Here is a 15,377-nt window from a genome sequence, read left to right on the forward strand (position 1 = left end):
GTGCTGCGGCCCTTGAGCAGGAAGTGCGTTATGCCGGCTCCGATAGGCGGCAGATTTCAGGCCGCTTTTTGTACCTGATGATCAGAGCAATACTGGTGCCATCGATCAGTGGAACACTGGCCGCCCGACCTCGGGCGTGGTGGCGATGCGTGACTACGGGGATTTGCGCGCCCTTTCCGAGCGCGCAACGTTTGTGCTCAGACGGTGTTGGGCACATACCGACGCACATGCGGACTTTCGACATAGTCGTCTGGTCGTCTCTGACGCTTCCCGAGTTCCGGTTCCTTGAACTTCACTTTCTCATAGGGGATGGCGGATAGGATGTGAGCGATACAATTGATGCGCGCCCGTTTCTTGTCGTCGGAGCGGATGATCCACCAGGGGGCATATTCCGTGTCCGTCATGCGGATCATTTCATCGTAGGCACTGCTGTAGTCCCACCAGCGTTGATAGGACTCGATATCCATCGGGCTGAGCTTCCATTGACGAAGCGGATCGCCAATGCGCTGACGGAAACGCCGCTCCTGTTCGTCCTCGCTGACATCCAGGAAGTACTTGAGGAGCATTATCCCGCTCTCGGCAATGGCAGCTTCGAAACGCGGAACGAGTTCAAGAAACCGCCGCGCCGTTTCTTCGCTGCAGAAGCCCATAACCCGTTCGACCCCGGGTCGATTGTACCAGGAACGATCGAAAATAACCACTTCGCCGGCGGCCGGCAGGTGCGGGATATAGCGTTGCATGTAGATCTGGCTCTTCTCCCTGTCGGTCGGCGCCGGTAGGGCAACCACGCGGAACACGCGCGGGCTGACGCGCTCGGTTATGCGTTTGATTACCCCTCCTTTCCCCGCCGCGTCGCGGCCCTCAAAGATGATTACGATGCGAGCCTGCGACTTCTTCACCCAAGCTTGCAGATGGGCGATCTCCACCTGTAGCCGACGTAGCTCCTTCCCATAGTCGGCAGTCAATGCGGAGCCCATCATCGCTCCGGATATCCCCTTCTCGAGGCTCTCTTGACCAGCCTTTCCGCCTTTGGTCGACTTGTTCTTTCCTTTACCGTTCTTAGACATCTTTTTCATTTCCTCCCTTGGCTTGGTCGCTCCTGCAGCGCGGCAGCGACATTCTTGACGGCTCTGCTACTGGTGTCGGGCGTTGAACTCTTCCATCCCGCGGATCCCACGCGCAGTGTAAACCTCATCCGCCTAGGGCAATGACTGTCGCCACCATGACCAGGCCCACTGCGGTCATCAAAAAACCGACGCGCAGCGGCGTTCCCGAATGGCGGCCCAAGGTGTAACCGGTCCCAAACAGCAGACCGATCGCGATGAGATTGGAAACACGCAGAGCACTTGTCACGTCATTGCTGAACATGAAGGGCGTGACGACTGGAAAGGTGAGCAAGAAGACCAGAAGGAACACGGTCAACGCGGCAGCGAAGTCTTGCGCGCGGAGTCGGACCTGCATTTTGTCGGCAGGCAGATTCATCAAATGCAGTCGAATCCGGTCCAGGTCACTGGCTGAGAGAGCTGCTAGGACCAGAGGGGGAAGCGCGCCAGCAATGACCGATCGCGCGGCCGACGCACTGGCGGCTGCCTGAACGGCCACAACCGTTTGCTTCGAGACCCGACGTTCGGCCATCGAACTCATCAAAAACATCACGGCGTCAATGATGCCCCAGGCCACGTTGCAACTGAGCGCTCCAATGAGCATGGCCTTGACATCTGCGCTACCAGCTTGGGCGACGCCAAGCGAATCGGTGAATGTCATCACCATAATCAATCCGAAAAGGATCTCGGCTGCGCGGTCAACCGGATCGAGCACGCGTCGAAACGGTAACCCAATTTCGGATGTAGCGATGGTATCGATGACTACTTGACCACCATCATCGTTCATTGCGGGCTCCGACCGGCAAATCGAGTGAAGGCATGACAACTTTAACCAACGATATTATGCGTGTGCGGCTGCTCGTTTAAATTGATCCGCGTCAATGTCCGCCCCGAGATTCGGAAATATCTTGATAAACGCAAGTCGTGGCCTCAACCGCCAGCGTTGCGAGGTAGCGCTTAGAGTTCGTTGTTTGGCCGCAATTAGACGATGTCGCGAAAGGTTTTTCGACAGACGAACTTTTTCCGTCTGTTAAGCGGCTCCGCGCAGCGGCGATTATCGGGGTGGCTACAACGCCATCGGTCGTAATGACAACAAATCAGGTGCGTCGAACATGAAGGCAATGGTGTCCAGCCCTTTCTCGTTTTGCCGCGGTATCTGGGTCACGTTTGCTGCCGCGCTCGCCGTTTCACTTTTGTCAGACATCTCGTGGGGAGGCCCCATTGCGACAGCTGCGACGGGCGACCTGCCGCCCGAAAAAGTGCGACAATTTCTCGAGCTTGCAAGCAACCCGGAGGTCAAGTCCTGGCTAGAGGGTAAGGTCGCTGCGCAAGCAACGTCCGCGGACAGTTCGATTGCGGACGCGATATCCGATTGGGGAGCGGCCGTTGAAGGTCGGGCTACTGCTGTTGTGAGCGCAGTCGATCGTGTACCAGACGAAGTCGCGAATTCTTCTGCGGTGTTTATGCGTGACCTAAATGCGGGCAAGCCCGGCCTCGCCCTCGTGATCTTGGCGGCCTTGCTTGCAGTCGGCTTTGGCGCCGAGCGGTTGACCGGGGACTTGCTCTCTAGGCGCAAAATAGCCAGGTCGAGCCTCGAGCCGGTGCAGACAGCCCTGTTGGAAACCGTTGCGCTGACAATGTTCTCGCTGGCAACCGTTGGTCTCTATCTGTTGTTCGATTGGCCCCCTCTGCTGCGCAAGACAATCCTGCTGCTGCTTGTCGCGTTCATACTGTTTCGATTGATTCACGGCATCGCCCGATTGCTGCTGGCCTTCGATGGAGTCGACCAAGATGCCGCCGTGCAGCCGTCCGTTTCTCAAGTCGATGCAGTAGCTCGGTTCTGGCTGCGCCGCATCGACCTGATCGCCGGTCTGGTGCTGGCCGGCTGGGTCACTGTGAACCTGATGTCCTCCTTAGGTTTCTCCGCGGATGTCACGAGACTCGCCGCATTCATGCTCGGGTTGGGCGTCCTCGCGATCGGGATCGAGTCGGCATGGCGACGACCAGGGACGACTACCTCCGTCATGGCCCGATCGTTGCTCACTCTGTATATGGTCCTGCTCTGGCTCGCATGGGTCGGCGGTCTCCTCGGGCTGCTATTTGTAGGTATCTATTCCCTGGTTTTACCGGGTGTTACCCGCAGCGTCGGCCGGTTAGCCCAGGCCGTGGCCAGCCGGGCGCAATTGAGCGGAGCTTTCGGTGTCTTGTTGAACGTGATGATCGTCAGGGGGGCGCGCGCGCTGGTGATCGCTGCGGCCGTGGCGTGGCTTGCCTATGCCTGGAGATTCAGCGCGGCGGCACTGGCCGGTAGCGAAATCGGCAAGGTTGTTGTCAATGGCGTATTGAATGCAATTGTCATTCTGCTCGTGGCCGACTTGTTTTGGCAGTCGTCGAAGGCGCTCATCGCCTACCGAATGGACCTTGCGGAGCACTCAAGCGATGCCGAAGACCATTTGACGCGAAGCGACAGGTTGCGGACCTTGCTGCCTATTTTCCGCAACACATTGGCCGTTCTTATCGGCGCGATTGCAGTGCTGACGATCTTGTCTGGACTGGGCATTCAGATCGCGCCGTTGCTTGCCGGCGCCGGCATATTTGGTGTTGCCATCGGTTTTGGTTCGCAGACCCTGGTAAAGGATGTCCTCAGCGGGGTCTTCTACATGCTGGACGACGCATTTCGCGTCGGCGAGTACATCCAAAGCGGCAGTTACAAGGGAACCGTCGAGTCGTTCAGCTTGCGGTCGGTGCGGCTGCGGCATCACCGCGGACCGATCTTCACCGTACCGTTCGGAGAACTCGGTGCCGTCGAGAACATGAGCCGAGATTGGGTAATCGACAAAATGACGATCAACGTCACCTACGATACCGACATCGACTTGGCGCGCAAGCTCATAAAGAAGATCGGCCAAGAATTGGCCGCGGACCCAGAGTTCGCGGCGGACACGCTGCAGCCCTTGAAAATGCAGGGCGTTGATAGCTTCGGGGACTTCGCAATTGTCCTGAGGCTCAAACTCATGACCAAACCCAACGCGCAGTTTGCCATCAAGCGGCGCGCCTTCATGATGATCAAGAAGGCTTTCGATGAAAATGGCATCAAGATCGCCGTGCCTACGGTCCATGTGGAAGGAAGTGGCGAATCCACGGCTGCGGCCGCCCATCAGATCCAGCAGTCGGCGAAGGCGGCACAGATCGCCGAAGCGGCGGGCCAAGCCGTGGCTTGATGCGGCTCCTTCGCCAACTCTGCGAGAAGTGCGATAGGGGGCTCGCCCGATCCGATGGAGGTTATGAGAAGAGATGAGTTGGAACAAGTTGTATGCGCTCAAGAGCTACGTGCGTGCTTCCTTGTGGATCATTCCGTTTTTTGCGCTGATCGTGCAGCAGGCCTTTTTTCGCGCGGTTCTTACTTCGGAGAAATGGATAGGGTGGATCCCGCCCTGGCCGTTGGGGGCCGATGGCACGGTTGCTGCCATGCAGGCGATCATAAGCCTGGCGCTTTCGTTTCTCGTCTTCACGTTCGGCTCACTGCTTGTGGCGATACAAATAGCAAGCGGACAGCTTACGCCCCGGATCATCGCGACCACGCTGCTGCGAGATAATGTTATCCGGTTTACCGTGGGCTTGTTCATCTTTACTCTGCTGTTCGCCATCGGCGCCATAAGTCGAGTAAACGCGTCGGCTCCGGCCTCTATAGTGTGGATTTCGGCTGCCCTTGGCGTCCTCTCGCTGGCAGCATTTCTTTACTTAATTGATTATTCAGCTCGTTTGTTACGTCCCGTCAGCATCATCCATAGTGTCGCCGAGCAAGGCTTCGCCGTCATTCAAAGCGTTTATCCTGAGCACTGGAAGGAGACTGTAAGCCAACTTCAGACGCATGACGCGCTTGGAAAGCCGGAGGGGGTCGTCTTGCATGCTGGTTCATCAGATATCATTCTCGCCGTGGACGTGAAGTCGCTGCTGGCCCAAGCATCCCGGGCAGACGGTGTAGTTGAGCTTGCAGCACGCGTCGGCGACTTCGTAGCATATGGCCAACCCCTGTTCCGGCTATACGGTGGTGCCGCGAAAATTCCTGCCAGCGAACTTTGCAGCAGCGTTGCGTTTGGGCGTGAGCGAACCATCGAGCAGGATCCAACTTTCGCTCTCAGGGTCATTGTCGATATTGCTACGAAGGCACTCTCCAAAGCGATCAACGACGCGACGACTGCAGTGCTGGCAATCGACCAACTGCATCGCTTGCTGCGCAGCGTTGGCGGACGCGATCTACGCAACGAGTATCTTTGCGATGAGGGCGGTCGGCTTCGTGTGGTGTACCCAACACCTGACTGGGAAGACTTCGTACAACTCACCTGTCGCGAGATTAGGATCTATGGAGCGGAGAATCTTCAGATCGCGAGGAGGCTTCGCGCCATGATCGACAATCTCGAAAACGTGTTGCCCGAGAGCCGGAAACAGGCGTTGCAGGTTGAGCGCGATCTACTCGACCGAATGATCGACAACGCCTACCTATTGCCTGAGGACGCTGCTTTGGCACGCATTGCCGACACGCAAGGACTGGGTGGATCCGCGGAGGCGTGAGTGTTCGCCCGGAGGCTGTGCATCGCACGCCGCTGCCGGCGAATTCTTACCATTCCATCATGCTAAAACTATGCAGAATGATCTGAAGACCGAGTGCTGCTTGGGTGACCCCGAGCACGACCGCCAAGACCTGAAGCGAGGTTCCGATCCATTTTAAAATGGTTTCCGCGAACAACATCGCGAGCCAATCGAGCGCCAGGATCAGCAACACGATAGCGGCCACCGTGAGGCCTTCCGCTTGGCGACCGCCTGCAAGCGTCGCAAAGACGATTACAGCGGCTATTCCGTAAGGCGTGACGATCGTCGGAAAAGCCAGTGGCGAAAAGGCAAGTTTCAAGTCAGGTGCCCGATCAGGTGCCGGAGTGTGATCCGTCGCGCTTGCGGACTGCTGCAGTATCGTTCGCAGCGCCACCAGAAACAGGATTATGCCCCCCGTCATGGCTAGAACTGGCAGTGAAATCTCAAAGTTCTCAAGCATGGTGCGCCCAAGAAAACCGGCAATTGCCAGAGCACCGGCCGAGAAAAGGATTGCTCTTCGGGCCACCCGGCGTCGAAACTTGGTTTCCCAATTGCTGGTCATCCCCACAAACGGCACCAGGATCTTGATCGGACCGAGCATCAGAAAAAGCATGAAGAACACTTTTCGCGCACCAAACTCGGCCGCTGGCAAAGTTGCGGCAGACGAAACTTGTGCGAATGACTGAACTGGGAGACAGACCACGATCACCGCCAGTATCGCAACAAGATTGCTCAATGAGCGAAAATGACGATACCTGGTTGCTCCAGGAGAGCAAAAATTGTTGGCGCGAGATGTCGTAAGCTGGGCAGAGCTGCCTCGCAGGCAAGTCGCCATCGACCCATCCTCCAGCCAAGGTATTCCCGTCTTCCCGGAAGACAAACGCGGTAGATCCATAGCCTTGGCGATAGTTCAACGCACGACCGTGACTGAGCAGGCGGCATTCTGGACAATCTTTTGTGAGACACTTCCGAGCATCATGCCAGTTAACCGTCCCAGCCCGCGGCTGCCCACAACGATCATGTTTGCATCTACCTCCTTCGCCACGGCGAGAATGGTCTCGGCATTATCGCCAGGTTCGACCCGCGTGTTCACGTTATCGACCCCGAGGGACCGGGCGATTTCGGCGGCATTCTCCGCAATGCGCTCGCCCAGGACGGATGCCGCCTCTCCAATGTCACCTTGCACACTCTCGAACTCACCGCCCGTCGAGACAAGAACCCGCTCTGGGCCGGTTGACCTGCGTCGCGCGAGCCGGATTGCTTCCTCGGCTCTCACACCGTGCAGGATTACATGAAGTATCGTGACGCGTGCGTTCAAACTCTTTGCGATAGTCGCGGCCATCTCAACGGCATGCCGCGCTTCATTGGATCCGTCGGTCGCCACAAGAACGTGTTGGATCATCATCGCATCCTCCATCTTGAAAAGTCTCTCGATATCGACGCCGAATTGCTTTGATCCCCGTATCAAAGAGAGAGGACCGAATCCGGAACAAAGTGCTGATGACACTCTAGTCGGCCGAAGAATGCTATGTGAACTCGCGGCCGCGGCTTCCTCCTCGCAACACTCGTGTTGATCAACGCCTCCCGCCTATTGTCTCCATTTGGAAAGTGACGCGGCGCGATTAGCCGGCGGATGATTACGGGCGCTGCGCCTTGATGTAGGCGATGAGATCCGCGATCTCGGAGCGCGTCAGAGACAGATCAGGCATCCGCGAATGCCTCGGCGCCGCCAGGAATGCCGACAACCGAGCCTCATCGAGCCTGTCTGTCTTGGCGATCTCGGCAAATGTCGGAACAGAGTCGGACCCGCGTTCTTGCCCGGGTGCAACGACGTGACATTCGTCGCACCACCTGGCAGCGATGGCGCGACCGCGGGCAATGTCAGCCGCGGCGGTTTGGTCGCCATACATCAAAAAGAGAACAACCACGAATTTCCACCTACTACATCTGGCCATCGGCACACCCGCCTGCACCTAAAATTGCCGCTTGCGCGGCCATGTTTTCGACGAGAGGCTTCTCATCTTCGTGACGACGCATTGCCGTCTTGCGCATGATGGTTGAGCCAATCTCCGCGATGCGCATCCCTTCTCTGAAATAGCCAAGGACGGCGTCTTGCCAAAAGTGGCACCATGAGTCGAAGGGGTCGTCGGCATAATCTGGTGACTGACAACCTTCGAGAAAGTGCAGATAGTTATCGAGTCGGGTTTCCAGGAACTTTAACGCCTCCATCTGGTAGCGAAGAGTTGTCTCAATCGTCGCGGCTTGCATACGCCCCGACAATAACGCTCCCGTTGCTTCCATCGAGGAAACTCCCGTCGATGGAATGGGCCAGAAAGCTGTGCCTGATTGATGTTTGATTGGTCCTTGCATGCGCGTCGCTCCGCCCGGCGTTGATGTCGATTGAATTGGCCCAATCGTTTTGGGAGACTGCTCAAGCGCCGAAACACCGGCGAAATTCAAGTATACACTATCTGGCCCCCGCATCCGTGTCCTTGATGCCGATCAATGCCCGTTCAATTCGGTTGCAAGTTGGTGCTCTTTGGTTCCGTTATTGACCGGCGTCAATCTCACAGGCCGACGGCTGAGATATATTTGAAAAATATTAGTCTTGCCTCGGGGGCCCCAATCATGACCAGGAAGGTTATAACCATAAGCCCGGACCATGGTGTGCGGCACGCCGCGCGACTGATGCTGGACCACCGGCTCAGTGGCTTGCCGGTGTGCGATGACGATGGAAACCTCGTCGGTATGTTGTCCGAGGGAGATTTGCTGCGCCGCTCCGAATTGGGATCGGCAGCAATGAGAGCCTCCAACGGTAAGTCCCCACGACAGAACCCCGAAACTTACATCAAAGGACACAGCTGGCGCGTCGGAGACGTGATGACGCCCGGAGCTGTAACCGTGGATGCGGATGCATCGGTGGATCATATTGCGGCGCTGATGTATGCCCGTTCCATCAAGCGCGTACCTGTCGTTCACGAAGGCCGCATCGTTGGCATTGTCAGCCGCCGCGATATTCTCGAGGTGATTGTTACGGCCCGGCCCGATAGACCTGCCACCGGTGACGAAGCCATGAAACGTGCAGTACTGGCGCGCCTGTCGTCCGATCTCGGCATCGACCAAGGCGACATTGAGGTGAGGGCCGAGGGCGGTGTCGTTGCCCTGAGCGGCAGTGTCGAAAGTGGCGTCACGCGCCTGGCTGCGCGCGTAGCGGCGGAAGCGGTGTGCGGCGCCGGATGCGTGAGAAATGAGTTGCGCGTTGTCAACGGGGTTGACTGCGAAACTCCTGGCTCGGCTCGATGAACGATGCCCGTTCTCGCGATCGCGCTCAACCCAACCATCGATGTTTCGAGCCAGACGGCGCGCGTTCATCCGACGGTCAAGGTTCGGACCCACCATGTGCAGCAGCGTCCTGGCGGAGGCGGGGTCAATGTCGCGAGCGTGATTGCAATGCTCGGTGGTAAAGCAGAGCTGGTAGTCCTCGCAGGTGGCGCCACCGGCGCAATACTTGAGGACGCACTAGCGGCAGCTGCCATTCGACTTCATGTCATAACGATAGCCGGATCCACCCGCATTGCCTTCATGGTGCGGGAAGAGGAGACCGGACTTGAGTATCGCTTTGTGCCGGAAGGTCCGGAAATTTCCGCAGGCGACGTTTCCGCGGTCCTGCAGGTGGTGGACCAGTTTCAGGGAAACTATTTGGTGGCCAGCGGAAGTCTCCCGCGCAACGCGACCGCTGGTGTATACGCCGAAATTGCCAGATGTGCGGCGAAAAAGGGTATTAAGTTCATCCTCGATTGCCCCGGAACGACATTGCGCGACACCTTGGGCAAGGCTCCGGTCTTTCTCATCAAGCCGAGCCTCGAGGAGTTGGAAGTTCTCGCCGGGTTCCGACTGGACGAGGAGGGTGTCGCAAAAGCCGCGTCGGCCTTGGTGAGGGACGGTGCCTCGGAATTCGTGGCGGTCACCCTAGGCCGCGAGGAGGCCCTCCTCGCTGGCGCTTTCGGCACCCTAAGAGTGCCATCGAAGCATGTCGTCGCCAAATCCACGGTGGGCGCCGGAGACAGCTTCATTGGTGGACTTGTTTGGTTCCTGGAAGCGGGTGGGCCGATGGAACATGCGTTTCGGTTCGGCATTGCTGCGGGTGCGGCGGCGGTTATGGCATCGGGAAGCGAGCTCTGCAGGCGCGAGGATGTGTTTGCCAATTATGGTGAGAGTTGGCTGCCAATCGGGGCTAGTGATGTTAGGTCGGTCTGATTTGATCAGCGACAAAGCCGAGTGTCCAGAAGTGGGCTATCTTCAGGCCCGATTAGGTCGGAACGGGTGGACGCATACCTTCGGTCCCCAGAACAAAATTGAGTGAAGCCGATGCCCTATGCTTCCAACAGCGACCTGCCGGCATCTCTCAGGCGCGTCCTGCCCGGACATGCACAAGACATTTATCGCGAGGCATTCAATCATGCATTTGTCTCTCACACGAGCGAGCCGCGCCAGGAAGAGGCCTCGCATCGAATAGCCTGGGCGGCGGTGAAACGGCGCTATGTGCAGGTCGGGAGCCGGTGGTTTGCGCGCCCTCCGACCACTGATCAAGAGGAGTGATGAATATGGCCAGTCGCATCTTAACTCGGTCCGAGTGGCATTTCTTTTTCGATCGCATGGCAAAAGCCCTTCGAGGGAAGCGGGCGCAGGTCGAAATTACCGGCCTTCGGCTGGGTGACCAGATCCAGGCGAAATCGGTCCCATTGCTCGGCATAACCTTCGATCCCAAGGGAGATCTGCTTGAGATTGCTATGGAGGGGCTTGATCATCTCATTCACAAGCCGGTCAGCATCGCCATTCTCGAAGGGGTCGACGGGCTTACCGGTCTGGAAATCATGGATTCAGATCAACACCGCCAAATCGTCACGCTGACGAGCCCGCTCAGGCTTTCCGGGTCAAGCGATTGACCCGGAGAGGACCGAGATTGCCTTGGAGAGCGGCTTGAGTGGTCTTCGTCTATATCGTGGCAGTTGAGGTATGTGATGAAGGCGATGGTGCTTGAAAAACCTGGATGCCATTGGTTCTGAAGACTCTTGCTGACGCGCCGCCGCGCCCTGGCGAAATCCGAATACGCGTGGAGGCCTGCGCGGTCTGTCGCACCGACTTGCACGTAGTAGACGGAGAACTCGAGCATCCAAAACTTCCGCTAGTGCCGGGCCACGAGATCGTCGGGGTCGTTGAAACAGTGGGCGATGATGTCGATCCGTCTCTGCTTGGAAGCCGCGTTGGTGTGCCGTGGTTGGGGTTCACCTGCGGCCATTGCTCCTATTGTCGCGCCGGCCTGGAGAACCTCTGCGATAAGCCGCTCTTCACGGGTTTCACGCGCGATGGCGGGTTTGCCACCCACGTCGTTGCTGACCAACGCTTTTCCTTCAATTTCGAGTTTGCGACAGATCCAGTGGCTGTTGCACCGCTTCTTTGTGCCGGCCTTATTGGCTGGCGGGCCTTGAAAAAGGCAGGAAAGGCAAAGCGTATCGGTCTCTTTGGCTTCGGTGCTGCTGCCCACATCATTGCTCAGATCTCAGTATGGCAGGGCCGCGAAATCTTTGCCTTCACCCGGTCTGGTGACGTTCAAGCCCAGCGCTTTGCAATCAGTCTGGGTGCAAGCTGGGCGGGTGGCTCGGACGAGGCGCCGGACGATTTACTTGATGCCGCCATAATCTTCGCGCCAGGGGGCGAACTGGTGCCGACGGCGCTGCGTGCGGTGCGCAAGGGCGGGCGCGTCGTGTGTGGCGGCATCCATATGAGCGATATTCCCCGGATGCCCTATTCGATCCTATGGGGTGAACGAGAAATCGTTTCGGTAGCAAACCTGACGCGCGTCGATGCCCGCGATTTCTTTCCCGTTGCTCGAAAAGCTCAGGTGAAGACACACACGGTTGTCTATCCCCTCGAAAGAGCGAACGAGGCCCTTGCAGATCTTCGCCGAGGCAAGTTGATCGGAGCGGCCGTACTCGTTCCCTAAGCTGGAAGGCGCAAGAAGGCAGATCGTTGCGCGGGATCAATGCCGAATTGTCAAAATGAGAGAAGGTAAAGTGGTTTAGAGCAATCATGCGGGTTTGCCGATGCAAGTCGCTCCTCAGGTCCGGTTCCACGCCATGAAGGCATCTGCCATAATGCAGGTATTGATGCGCAGGTGGAAGGTGTGCTTTACGTCGATCAGGTGCATGCCACCGTTTCTTCAGGGGCAGGACCATCAGATGCCTGCCGGACGACCACAGTGCAGGCACCGCCTTAAGATGGCGCTCACAGCAGGACTCTGGGTGGCTGGAACCGCTGCTTCCCAGTCCCAGGATATCACCATCCGCATAGGGCACTTTCCGAACATAACGCACGTTCAGGCCCTGGTCGCCAGGGACTTTGAACGTCGCGGACAGAACTGGTTCACCACGCGGCTAGGTCCCGACGTCGGCATTGAATGGTACGCCTATAATGCCGGCCCGAGCGCTATGGAGGCAATCTTTGCGGGCAGCCTGGATCTTGCCTACGTTGGACCAAACCCTGCTCTCAATGCCTACGCCCGTTCGGCAGGGGCAGAAATCCGGATCATCGCCGGTGCGGTGGCCGGCGGCTCTGCACTGGTCGTGCAGCCGGGAGAAAAGCTTGCAAAGCCAACGGATTTCCGTGGAAGGCGGATAGGAACGCCTCAGTTCGGAAATACTCAGGACGTCGCCGCACGCGCGTGGCTCCTGGATGGCGGCTTGCTTATCACGCAGGCTGGCGGTGATGCATATGTTGTGCCGACCGCCAACCCCGAGCAATTGTCCCTCTTCAAAACACGACAACTTGATGCCGTGTGGACTGTCGAACCATGGGTGTCGCGTTTGGAAATTGAAGCAGCCGGCAAGATACTGATTGAGGAAAGGCAAGCAGTCACGACCGTGCTCGTCGCGAGGGCGGCGTTTCTTCTGCAACACCGCGACCTCGTGCACCGGTTCGTAAAGGCGCACCGCGAACTTGGAGACTGGATAAACCAGCATCCGCAAGAAGCTCAGGCAATGGTCCGTGAGGTACTCAAGGCGGATTTTCGGGTCGCGATGTCGCCGGAGCTTATTTCGCGGGCATGGCCGCGCATGTCGATAACCAGCGACATCACAACCTCCGCCTTGCAAGCATACGTAGCAAATGCACAACGTGTCGGCTTCTTGAAAACAATTCCCGACCTTTCCAACCTGGTCGACCGTCCATGACGAACGAGCGCGCGCCCTACATTGAAGAAACGATCACCAGTCATTGCACGGCCACGGCGGACAAGCTCGTTGTCGAAGGGGTATCAAAATGGTTTCGAACATCTCGCACAACCGTGCACGCACTGGCCAACGTATCAATGCAGGTGGCAGCGGGTCAGATCGTATGCGTTGTCGGTCCGAGTGGCTGTGGCAAGTCGACACTTCTCGACATCATAGCCGGGCTGACGATGCCAGATTCCGGTGACGTGCTCGCCGATGGTCAGGCGGTGGCCGGTCCCGGCCGGGAGCGGTTGGTCGTGTTTCAGGAGCCCTCCCTATTTCCGTGGCTGGATGTCTTCGGCAATGTGATGTTCGGTTTGAGACTTTGTCCTGAACTTGGTCGTGACGAGCGTCGCGAGATTGCGCATCATTATCTTTCGCTGGTTGGTCTGGCGAGGTTCGAAAGGGCACACGTCCATGAATTGTCGGGTGGCATGAAGCAGCGTGTCGCTCTTGCGCGTGCTTTGGCGCCTGATCCGCAAGTGCTTTTGATGGATGAGCCATTCGGTGCACTCGATGCAATGACCCGGGAGCATCTTTACGACGATGTCCAGAAGATTTGGGCCGACAGTCGCAAGACAGTGGTGTTTGTTACACATAACATGCGAGAGGCAACGTGCCTTGGGGATCGTATTCTGTTGATGTCGAGTGCTCCAGGAACGATCTTGCGCAACTTCGATATCCCGCTGCCGCGCCCACGCAGCATATACAGCACGGAATTGGTGGCTCATGCGGCAGCTGTGGCGGATGCTCTTCGCGGCACAATGGGAGGCGGAGTACCAGAATGAGACGAGTTGCTGTCGTTTCGGCGTTCTTTGCTATGCTGCTTATGTTGTGGGAAACGGCCGCGGACACTGGCTGGTGGTCGCCGGTTCTTTTCCCTTCGGCCGTGAGCGTTGCCCGATATCTTTGGGGGGCGATCAACGACGGAACTCTCTTTGAAGCAGTTCGCGTTACGCTTCAACGGCTTTTACTCGGCTACGTGGTCGGCGTGGTAATCGGTCTGCCGCTCGGCGTTCTGACGAGTTCATCTAAGATCATGGAAGACACGCTCGGTTCGCTGGCTTTGGGCCTGCAGACCTTGCCGAGTGTGTGCTGGGTACCTTTCGCAGTCCTCTGGTTCGGACAGACCGAGAGTGCGATGCTCTTCGTTGTCGTGATGGGCACTGTCTGGTCGGTGGTAATTGTGACCAATCACGGGGCTCGAACTATTCCGTCGATCTATGAAAAGGCCGCACGAACCATGGGTTCAAAGGGATTGCACCTGTGGATCACGGTCATGCTACCCGCCTCGTTGCCTTTTCTCGTCAGTGGTATGAAGCAAGGGTGGGCTTTTGCGTGGCGCTCGTTGATGGCCGCAGAGATCTTCGTAACAATCTTGACGGGCTTCGGACTTGGCCAACTGCTTCACTACGGGCGTGAACTGAATGCGATGGATCAGGTGATCGGCGCCATGCTGGTAATCGTGTTGATTGGCTTGCTGGCGGACCGGATCTTGTTCGCACCCTGGGAACGTTTTCTACACCGAAGGTGGGGTACGGATGGTGGATAGACACAGTCTTACGGCCTTCTCATCGGGGACCAGTTTGGCCGCGTGCCCCCCACTTCGAGTCTTTCGAGATTGCAGACATCAGGCCGCGGCAATCTGTGCGAAACCTCGATAGAGTATCCGGCCACAGTGAAAATCATGAGAGCGAACATAATGTTCAACGCGTCCTTACGGGCTGCAAGCCTGCTGGCCACGACTGCTCCAGTCATATCACCGACAACGCCGCCGGCGATGAACGCGGCGGCGAGCATCCAATCGACGAAACCCGACAAAGCATAGTTCACAGCCGTTGTCAGGCCGAAGGCAGTAACCGCCACGAGCGAGGAGCCGACCGCGAAAAGGATGGGCATACCAGTGGAAGCCATTAGTCCGGGCACGATCAGGAAGCCGCCGCCGATGCCGAAAAACCCTGAGAAGATTCCAGTCAGCCCGCCGAACGCAATGACTTTCAGTGCGTTTTTACGAGAGCAGTGTGCACCTGGATCGCCCTGAACCGCGCGGTGCTTGAGCATTCGCGCGCCCACCAGCATCATGAGAAGGGCAAACGCCAACAGCAAATGCTGCCCATCCATGAGCTTTCCCACGGTCGAGCCGACATAGGCCCGACAACCCCCGCTAAACTATAGATGATGGCACAGCGCCATTAACATGGCCGAGGCGCGTATGACCAATCAGATTGGCAGGGGTGTTGGCGGCAACAGCAAAGGCGCTTGTGCCGATCGCAACGTGCGGGTTTGGACGTATCCATCCGAGCAGGGCCGCAGGATTTTGAGCGCCGCGCGTGGTAACGTCGGTTCATGGAGATCGATGAGGACAAGATCGACGATGCCGTTTTGGCGCTGTTATGGCTGACGGTGCATAACGAGC

The 15,377-nt window shown here is 57.7% G+C and carries 15 protein-coding genes and 2 pseudogenes; 11 read left to right on the top strand and 6 right to left on the bottom strand.

Features of this window, described 5'->3' with window-relative positions; genetic code table 11:
* Window positions 1–197: 197 nt before the first annotated feature.
* Complete coding sequence (gene ppk2 / locus ACQ5BM_RS31735) at window positions 198–980, bottom strand: polyphosphate kinase 2 (RefSeq protein ID WP_429819790.1); 783 nt, start codon at window positions 978–980, stop codon at window positions 198–200.
* 211 nt (window positions 981–1,191) lie between these two features.
* A complete protein-coding gene (locus ACQ5BM_RS31740; protein WP_429819792.1) occupies window positions 1,192–1,890 on the bottom strand; it encodes a VIT family protein in 699 nt (232 codons plus the stop codon).
* 325 nt (window positions 1,891–2,215) lie between these two features.
* Here ACQ5BM_RS31740 and ACQ5BM_RS31745 point away from each other — a divergent pair, with 325 nt between their 5' ends.
* On the top strand, window positions 2,216–4,324 hold the full coding sequence (locus ACQ5BM_RS31745; RefSeq protein WP_429819794.1) for a mechanosensitive ion channel family protein: 2,109 nt from the start codon (window positions 2,216–2,218) through the stop codon (window positions 4,322–4,324).
* Between the two features lie 73 nt (window positions 4,325–4,397).
* On the top strand, window positions 4,398–5,675 hold the full coding sequence (locus ACQ5BM_RS31750; protein ID WP_429819797.1) for a DUF2254 domain-containing protein: 1,278 nt from the start codon (window positions 4,398–4,400) through the stop codon (window positions 5,673–5,675).
* A 46-nt stretch (window positions 5,676–5,721) separates the two neighbouring features.
* Here the strand turns inward: ACQ5BM_RS31750 and ACQ5BM_RS31755 are convergent, their stop codons facing one another.
* The 3 genes from ACQ5BM_RS31755 to ACQ5BM_RS31765 all read right to left on the bottom strand — a co-directional run bounded on the left by ACQ5BM_RS31755 (window position 5,722) and on the right by ACQ5BM_RS31765 (window position 7,994).
* Window positions 5,722–6,528, bottom strand: coding sequence for a MarC family protein (locus tag ACQ5BM_RS31755; protein WP_429819799.1), 807 nt, complete (start codon window positions 6,526–6,528; stop codon window positions 5,722–5,724).
* Between the two features lie 75 nt (window positions 6,529–6,603).
* Window positions 6,604–7,098 (bottom strand): universal stress protein, encoded by a 495-nt coding sequence (locus ACQ5BM_RS31760; RefSeq protein ID WP_429819801.1) that lies wholly within the window; start codon window positions 7,096–7,098, stop codon window positions 6,604–6,606.
* A gap of 536 nt (window positions 7,099–7,634) precedes the next feature.
* Entirely contained in the window at window positions 7,635–7,994 is a 360-nt protein-coding gene (locus ACQ5BM_RS31765; RefSeq protein WP_429819803.1) for a hypothetical protein, read from the bottom strand.
* Between the two features lie 327 nt (window positions 7,995–8,321).
* On the opposite strand from ACQ5BM_RS31765, the gene ACQ5BM_RS31770 reads away from it, so the two are divergent.
* The 8 genes and pseudogenes from ACQ5BM_RS31770 (at window position 8,322) to ACQ5BM_RS31805 (ending at window position 14,513) form a co-directional block, all read left to right on the top strand.
* Window positions 8,322–8,996, top strand: coding sequence for a CBS domain-containing protein (locus ACQ5BM_RS31770; protein WP_429819805.1), 675 nt, complete (start codon window positions 8,322–8,324; stop codon window positions 8,994–8,996).
* A gap of 3 nt (window positions 8,997–8,999) precedes the next feature.
* Window positions 9,000–9,950, top strand: a complete 951-nt coding sequence (locus tag ACQ5BM_RS31775; RefSeq protein ID WP_429819807.1) for a 1-phosphofructokinase family hexose kinase — start codon at window positions 9,000–9,002, stop codon at window positions 9,948–9,950.
* A gap of 111 nt (window positions 9,951–10,061) precedes the next feature.
* Complete coding sequence (locus ACQ5BM_RS31780) at window positions 10,062–10,292, top strand: ChaB family protein (protein WP_429819809.1); 231 nt, start codon at window positions 10,062–10,064, stop codon at window positions 10,290–10,292.
* 5 nt (window positions 10,293–10,297) lie between these two features.
* On the top strand, window positions 10,298–10,639 hold the full coding sequence (locus ACQ5BM_RS31785; protein WP_429819811.1) for a DUF5335 family protein: 342 nt from the start codon (window positions 10,298–10,300) through the stop codon (window positions 10,637–10,639).
* Between the two features lie 75 nt (window positions 10,640–10,714).
* Window positions 10,715–11,697: pseudogene (locus ACQ5BM_RS31790) on the top strand (zinc-dependent alcohol dehydrogenase family protein).
* 274 nt (window positions 11,698–11,971) lie between these two features.
* Entirely contained in the window at window positions 11,972–12,922 is a 951-nt protein-coding gene (locus ACQ5BM_RS31795; protein WP_429819813.1) for an ABC transporter substrate-binding protein, read from the top strand.
* Entirely contained in the window at window positions 12,919–13,749 is an 831-nt protein-coding gene (locus ACQ5BM_RS31800) for an ABC transporter ATP-binding protein (protein WP_429819815.1), read from the top strand. Before ACQ5BM_RS31795 ends, ACQ5BM_RS31800 begins: the two co-directional genes overlap by 4 nt.
* Window positions 13,746–14,513, top strand: a complete 768-nt coding sequence (locus ACQ5BM_RS31805; protein ID WP_429819817.1) for an ABC transporter permease — start codon at window positions 13,746–13,748, stop codon at window positions 14,511–14,513. Before ACQ5BM_RS31800 ends, ACQ5BM_RS31805 begins: the two co-directional genes overlap by 4 nt.
* Before the next feature lie 8 nt (window positions 14,514–14,521).
* Here the strand turns inward: ACQ5BM_RS31805 and ACQ5BM_RS31810 are convergent, their stop codons facing one another.
* Window positions 14,522–15,082 (bottom strand): sulfite exporter TauE/SafE family protein, encoded by a 561-nt coding sequence (locus tag ACQ5BM_RS31810; protein ID WP_429819819.1) that lies wholly within the window; start codon window positions 15,080–15,082, stop codon window positions 14,522–14,524.
* Window positions 15,083–15,307: 225 nt separating this feature from the next.
* On the opposite strand from ACQ5BM_RS31810, the pseudogene ACQ5BM_RS31815 reads away from it, so the two are divergent.
* Window positions 15,308–15,377, top strand: a pseudogene (locus ACQ5BM_RS31815) (DUF6429 family protein); the annotation flags it as partial.

Origin of the sequence: Ensifer sp. B1-9, from assembly GCF_050474445.1 — a bacterium.
Classification (GTDB): Bacteria; Pseudomonadota; Alphaproteobacteria; order Rhizobiales; family Rhizobiaceae; genus Ensifer.

What these genes read in the sequence shown, in the direction of transcription:
- ACQ5BM_RS31795 (WP_429819813.1), top strand. Translation starts at nt 11,972, where the DNA reads ATGGCGCTCACAGCAGGACTCTGGGTGGCTGGAACCGCTGCTTCCCAG.
- ACQ5BM_RS31780 (WP_429819809.1), top strand. Translation starts at nt 10,062, where the DNA reads ATGCCCTATGCTTCCAACAGCGACCTGCCGGCATCTCTCAGGCGCGTC.
- ppk2 (WP_429819790.1), bottom strand. Translation starts at nt 980, where the DNA reads ATGATGGGCTCCGCATTGACTGCCGACTATGGGAAGGAGCTACGTCGG.
- ACQ5BM_RS31745 (WP_429819794.1), top strand. Translation starts at nt 2,216, where the DNA reads ATGAAGGCAATGGTGTCCAGCCCTTTCTCGTTTTGCCGCGGTATCTGG.
- ACQ5BM_RS31785 (WP_429819811.1), top strand. Translation starts at nt 10,298, where the DNA reads ATGGCCAGTCGCATCTTAACTCGGTCCGAGTGGCATTTCTTTTTCGAT.
- ACQ5BM_RS31740 (WP_429819792.1), bottom strand. Translation starts at nt 1,890, where the DNA reads ATGAACGATGATGGTGGTCAAGTAGTCATCGATACCATCGCTACATCC.
- ACQ5BM_RS31750 (WP_429819797.1), top strand. Translation starts at nt 4,398, where the DNA reads ATGAGTTGGAACAAGTTGTATGCGCTCAAGAGCTACGTGCGTGCTTCC.
- ACQ5BM_RS31770 (WP_429819805.1), top strand. Translation starts at nt 8,322, where the DNA reads ATGACCAGGAAGGTTATAACCATAAGCCCGGACCATGGTGTGCGGCAC.
- ACQ5BM_RS31760 (WP_429819801.1), bottom strand. Translation starts at nt 7,098, where the DNA reads ATGATGATCCAACACGTTCTTGTGGCGACCGACGGATCCAATGAAGCG.
- ACQ5BM_RS31775 (WP_429819807.1), top strand. Translation starts at nt 9,000, where the DNA reads ATGCCCGTTCTCGCGATCGCGCTCAACCCAACCATCGATGTTTCGAGC.
- ACQ5BM_RS31800 (WP_429819815.1), top strand. Translation starts at nt 12,919, where the DNA reads ATGACGAACGAGCGCGCGCCCTACATTGAAGAAACGATCACCAGTCAT.
- ACQ5BM_RS31765 (WP_429819803.1), bottom strand. Translation starts at nt 7,994, where the DNA reads ATGGAAGCAACGGGAGCGTTATTGTCGGGGCGTATGCAAGCCGCGACG.
- ACQ5BM_RS31810 (WP_429819819.1), bottom strand. Translation starts at nt 15,082, where the DNA reads ATGGATGGGCAGCATTTGCTGTTGGCGTTTGCCCTTCTCATGATGCTG.
- ACQ5BM_RS31805 (WP_429819817.1), top strand. Translation starts at nt 13,746, where the DNA reads ATGAGACGAGTTGCTGTCGTTTCGGCGTTCTTTGCTATGCTGCTTATG.
- ACQ5BM_RS31755 (WP_429819799.1), bottom strand. Translation starts at nt 6,528, where the DNA reads ATGGCGACTTGCCTGCGAGGCAGCTCTGCCCAGCTTACGACATCTCGC.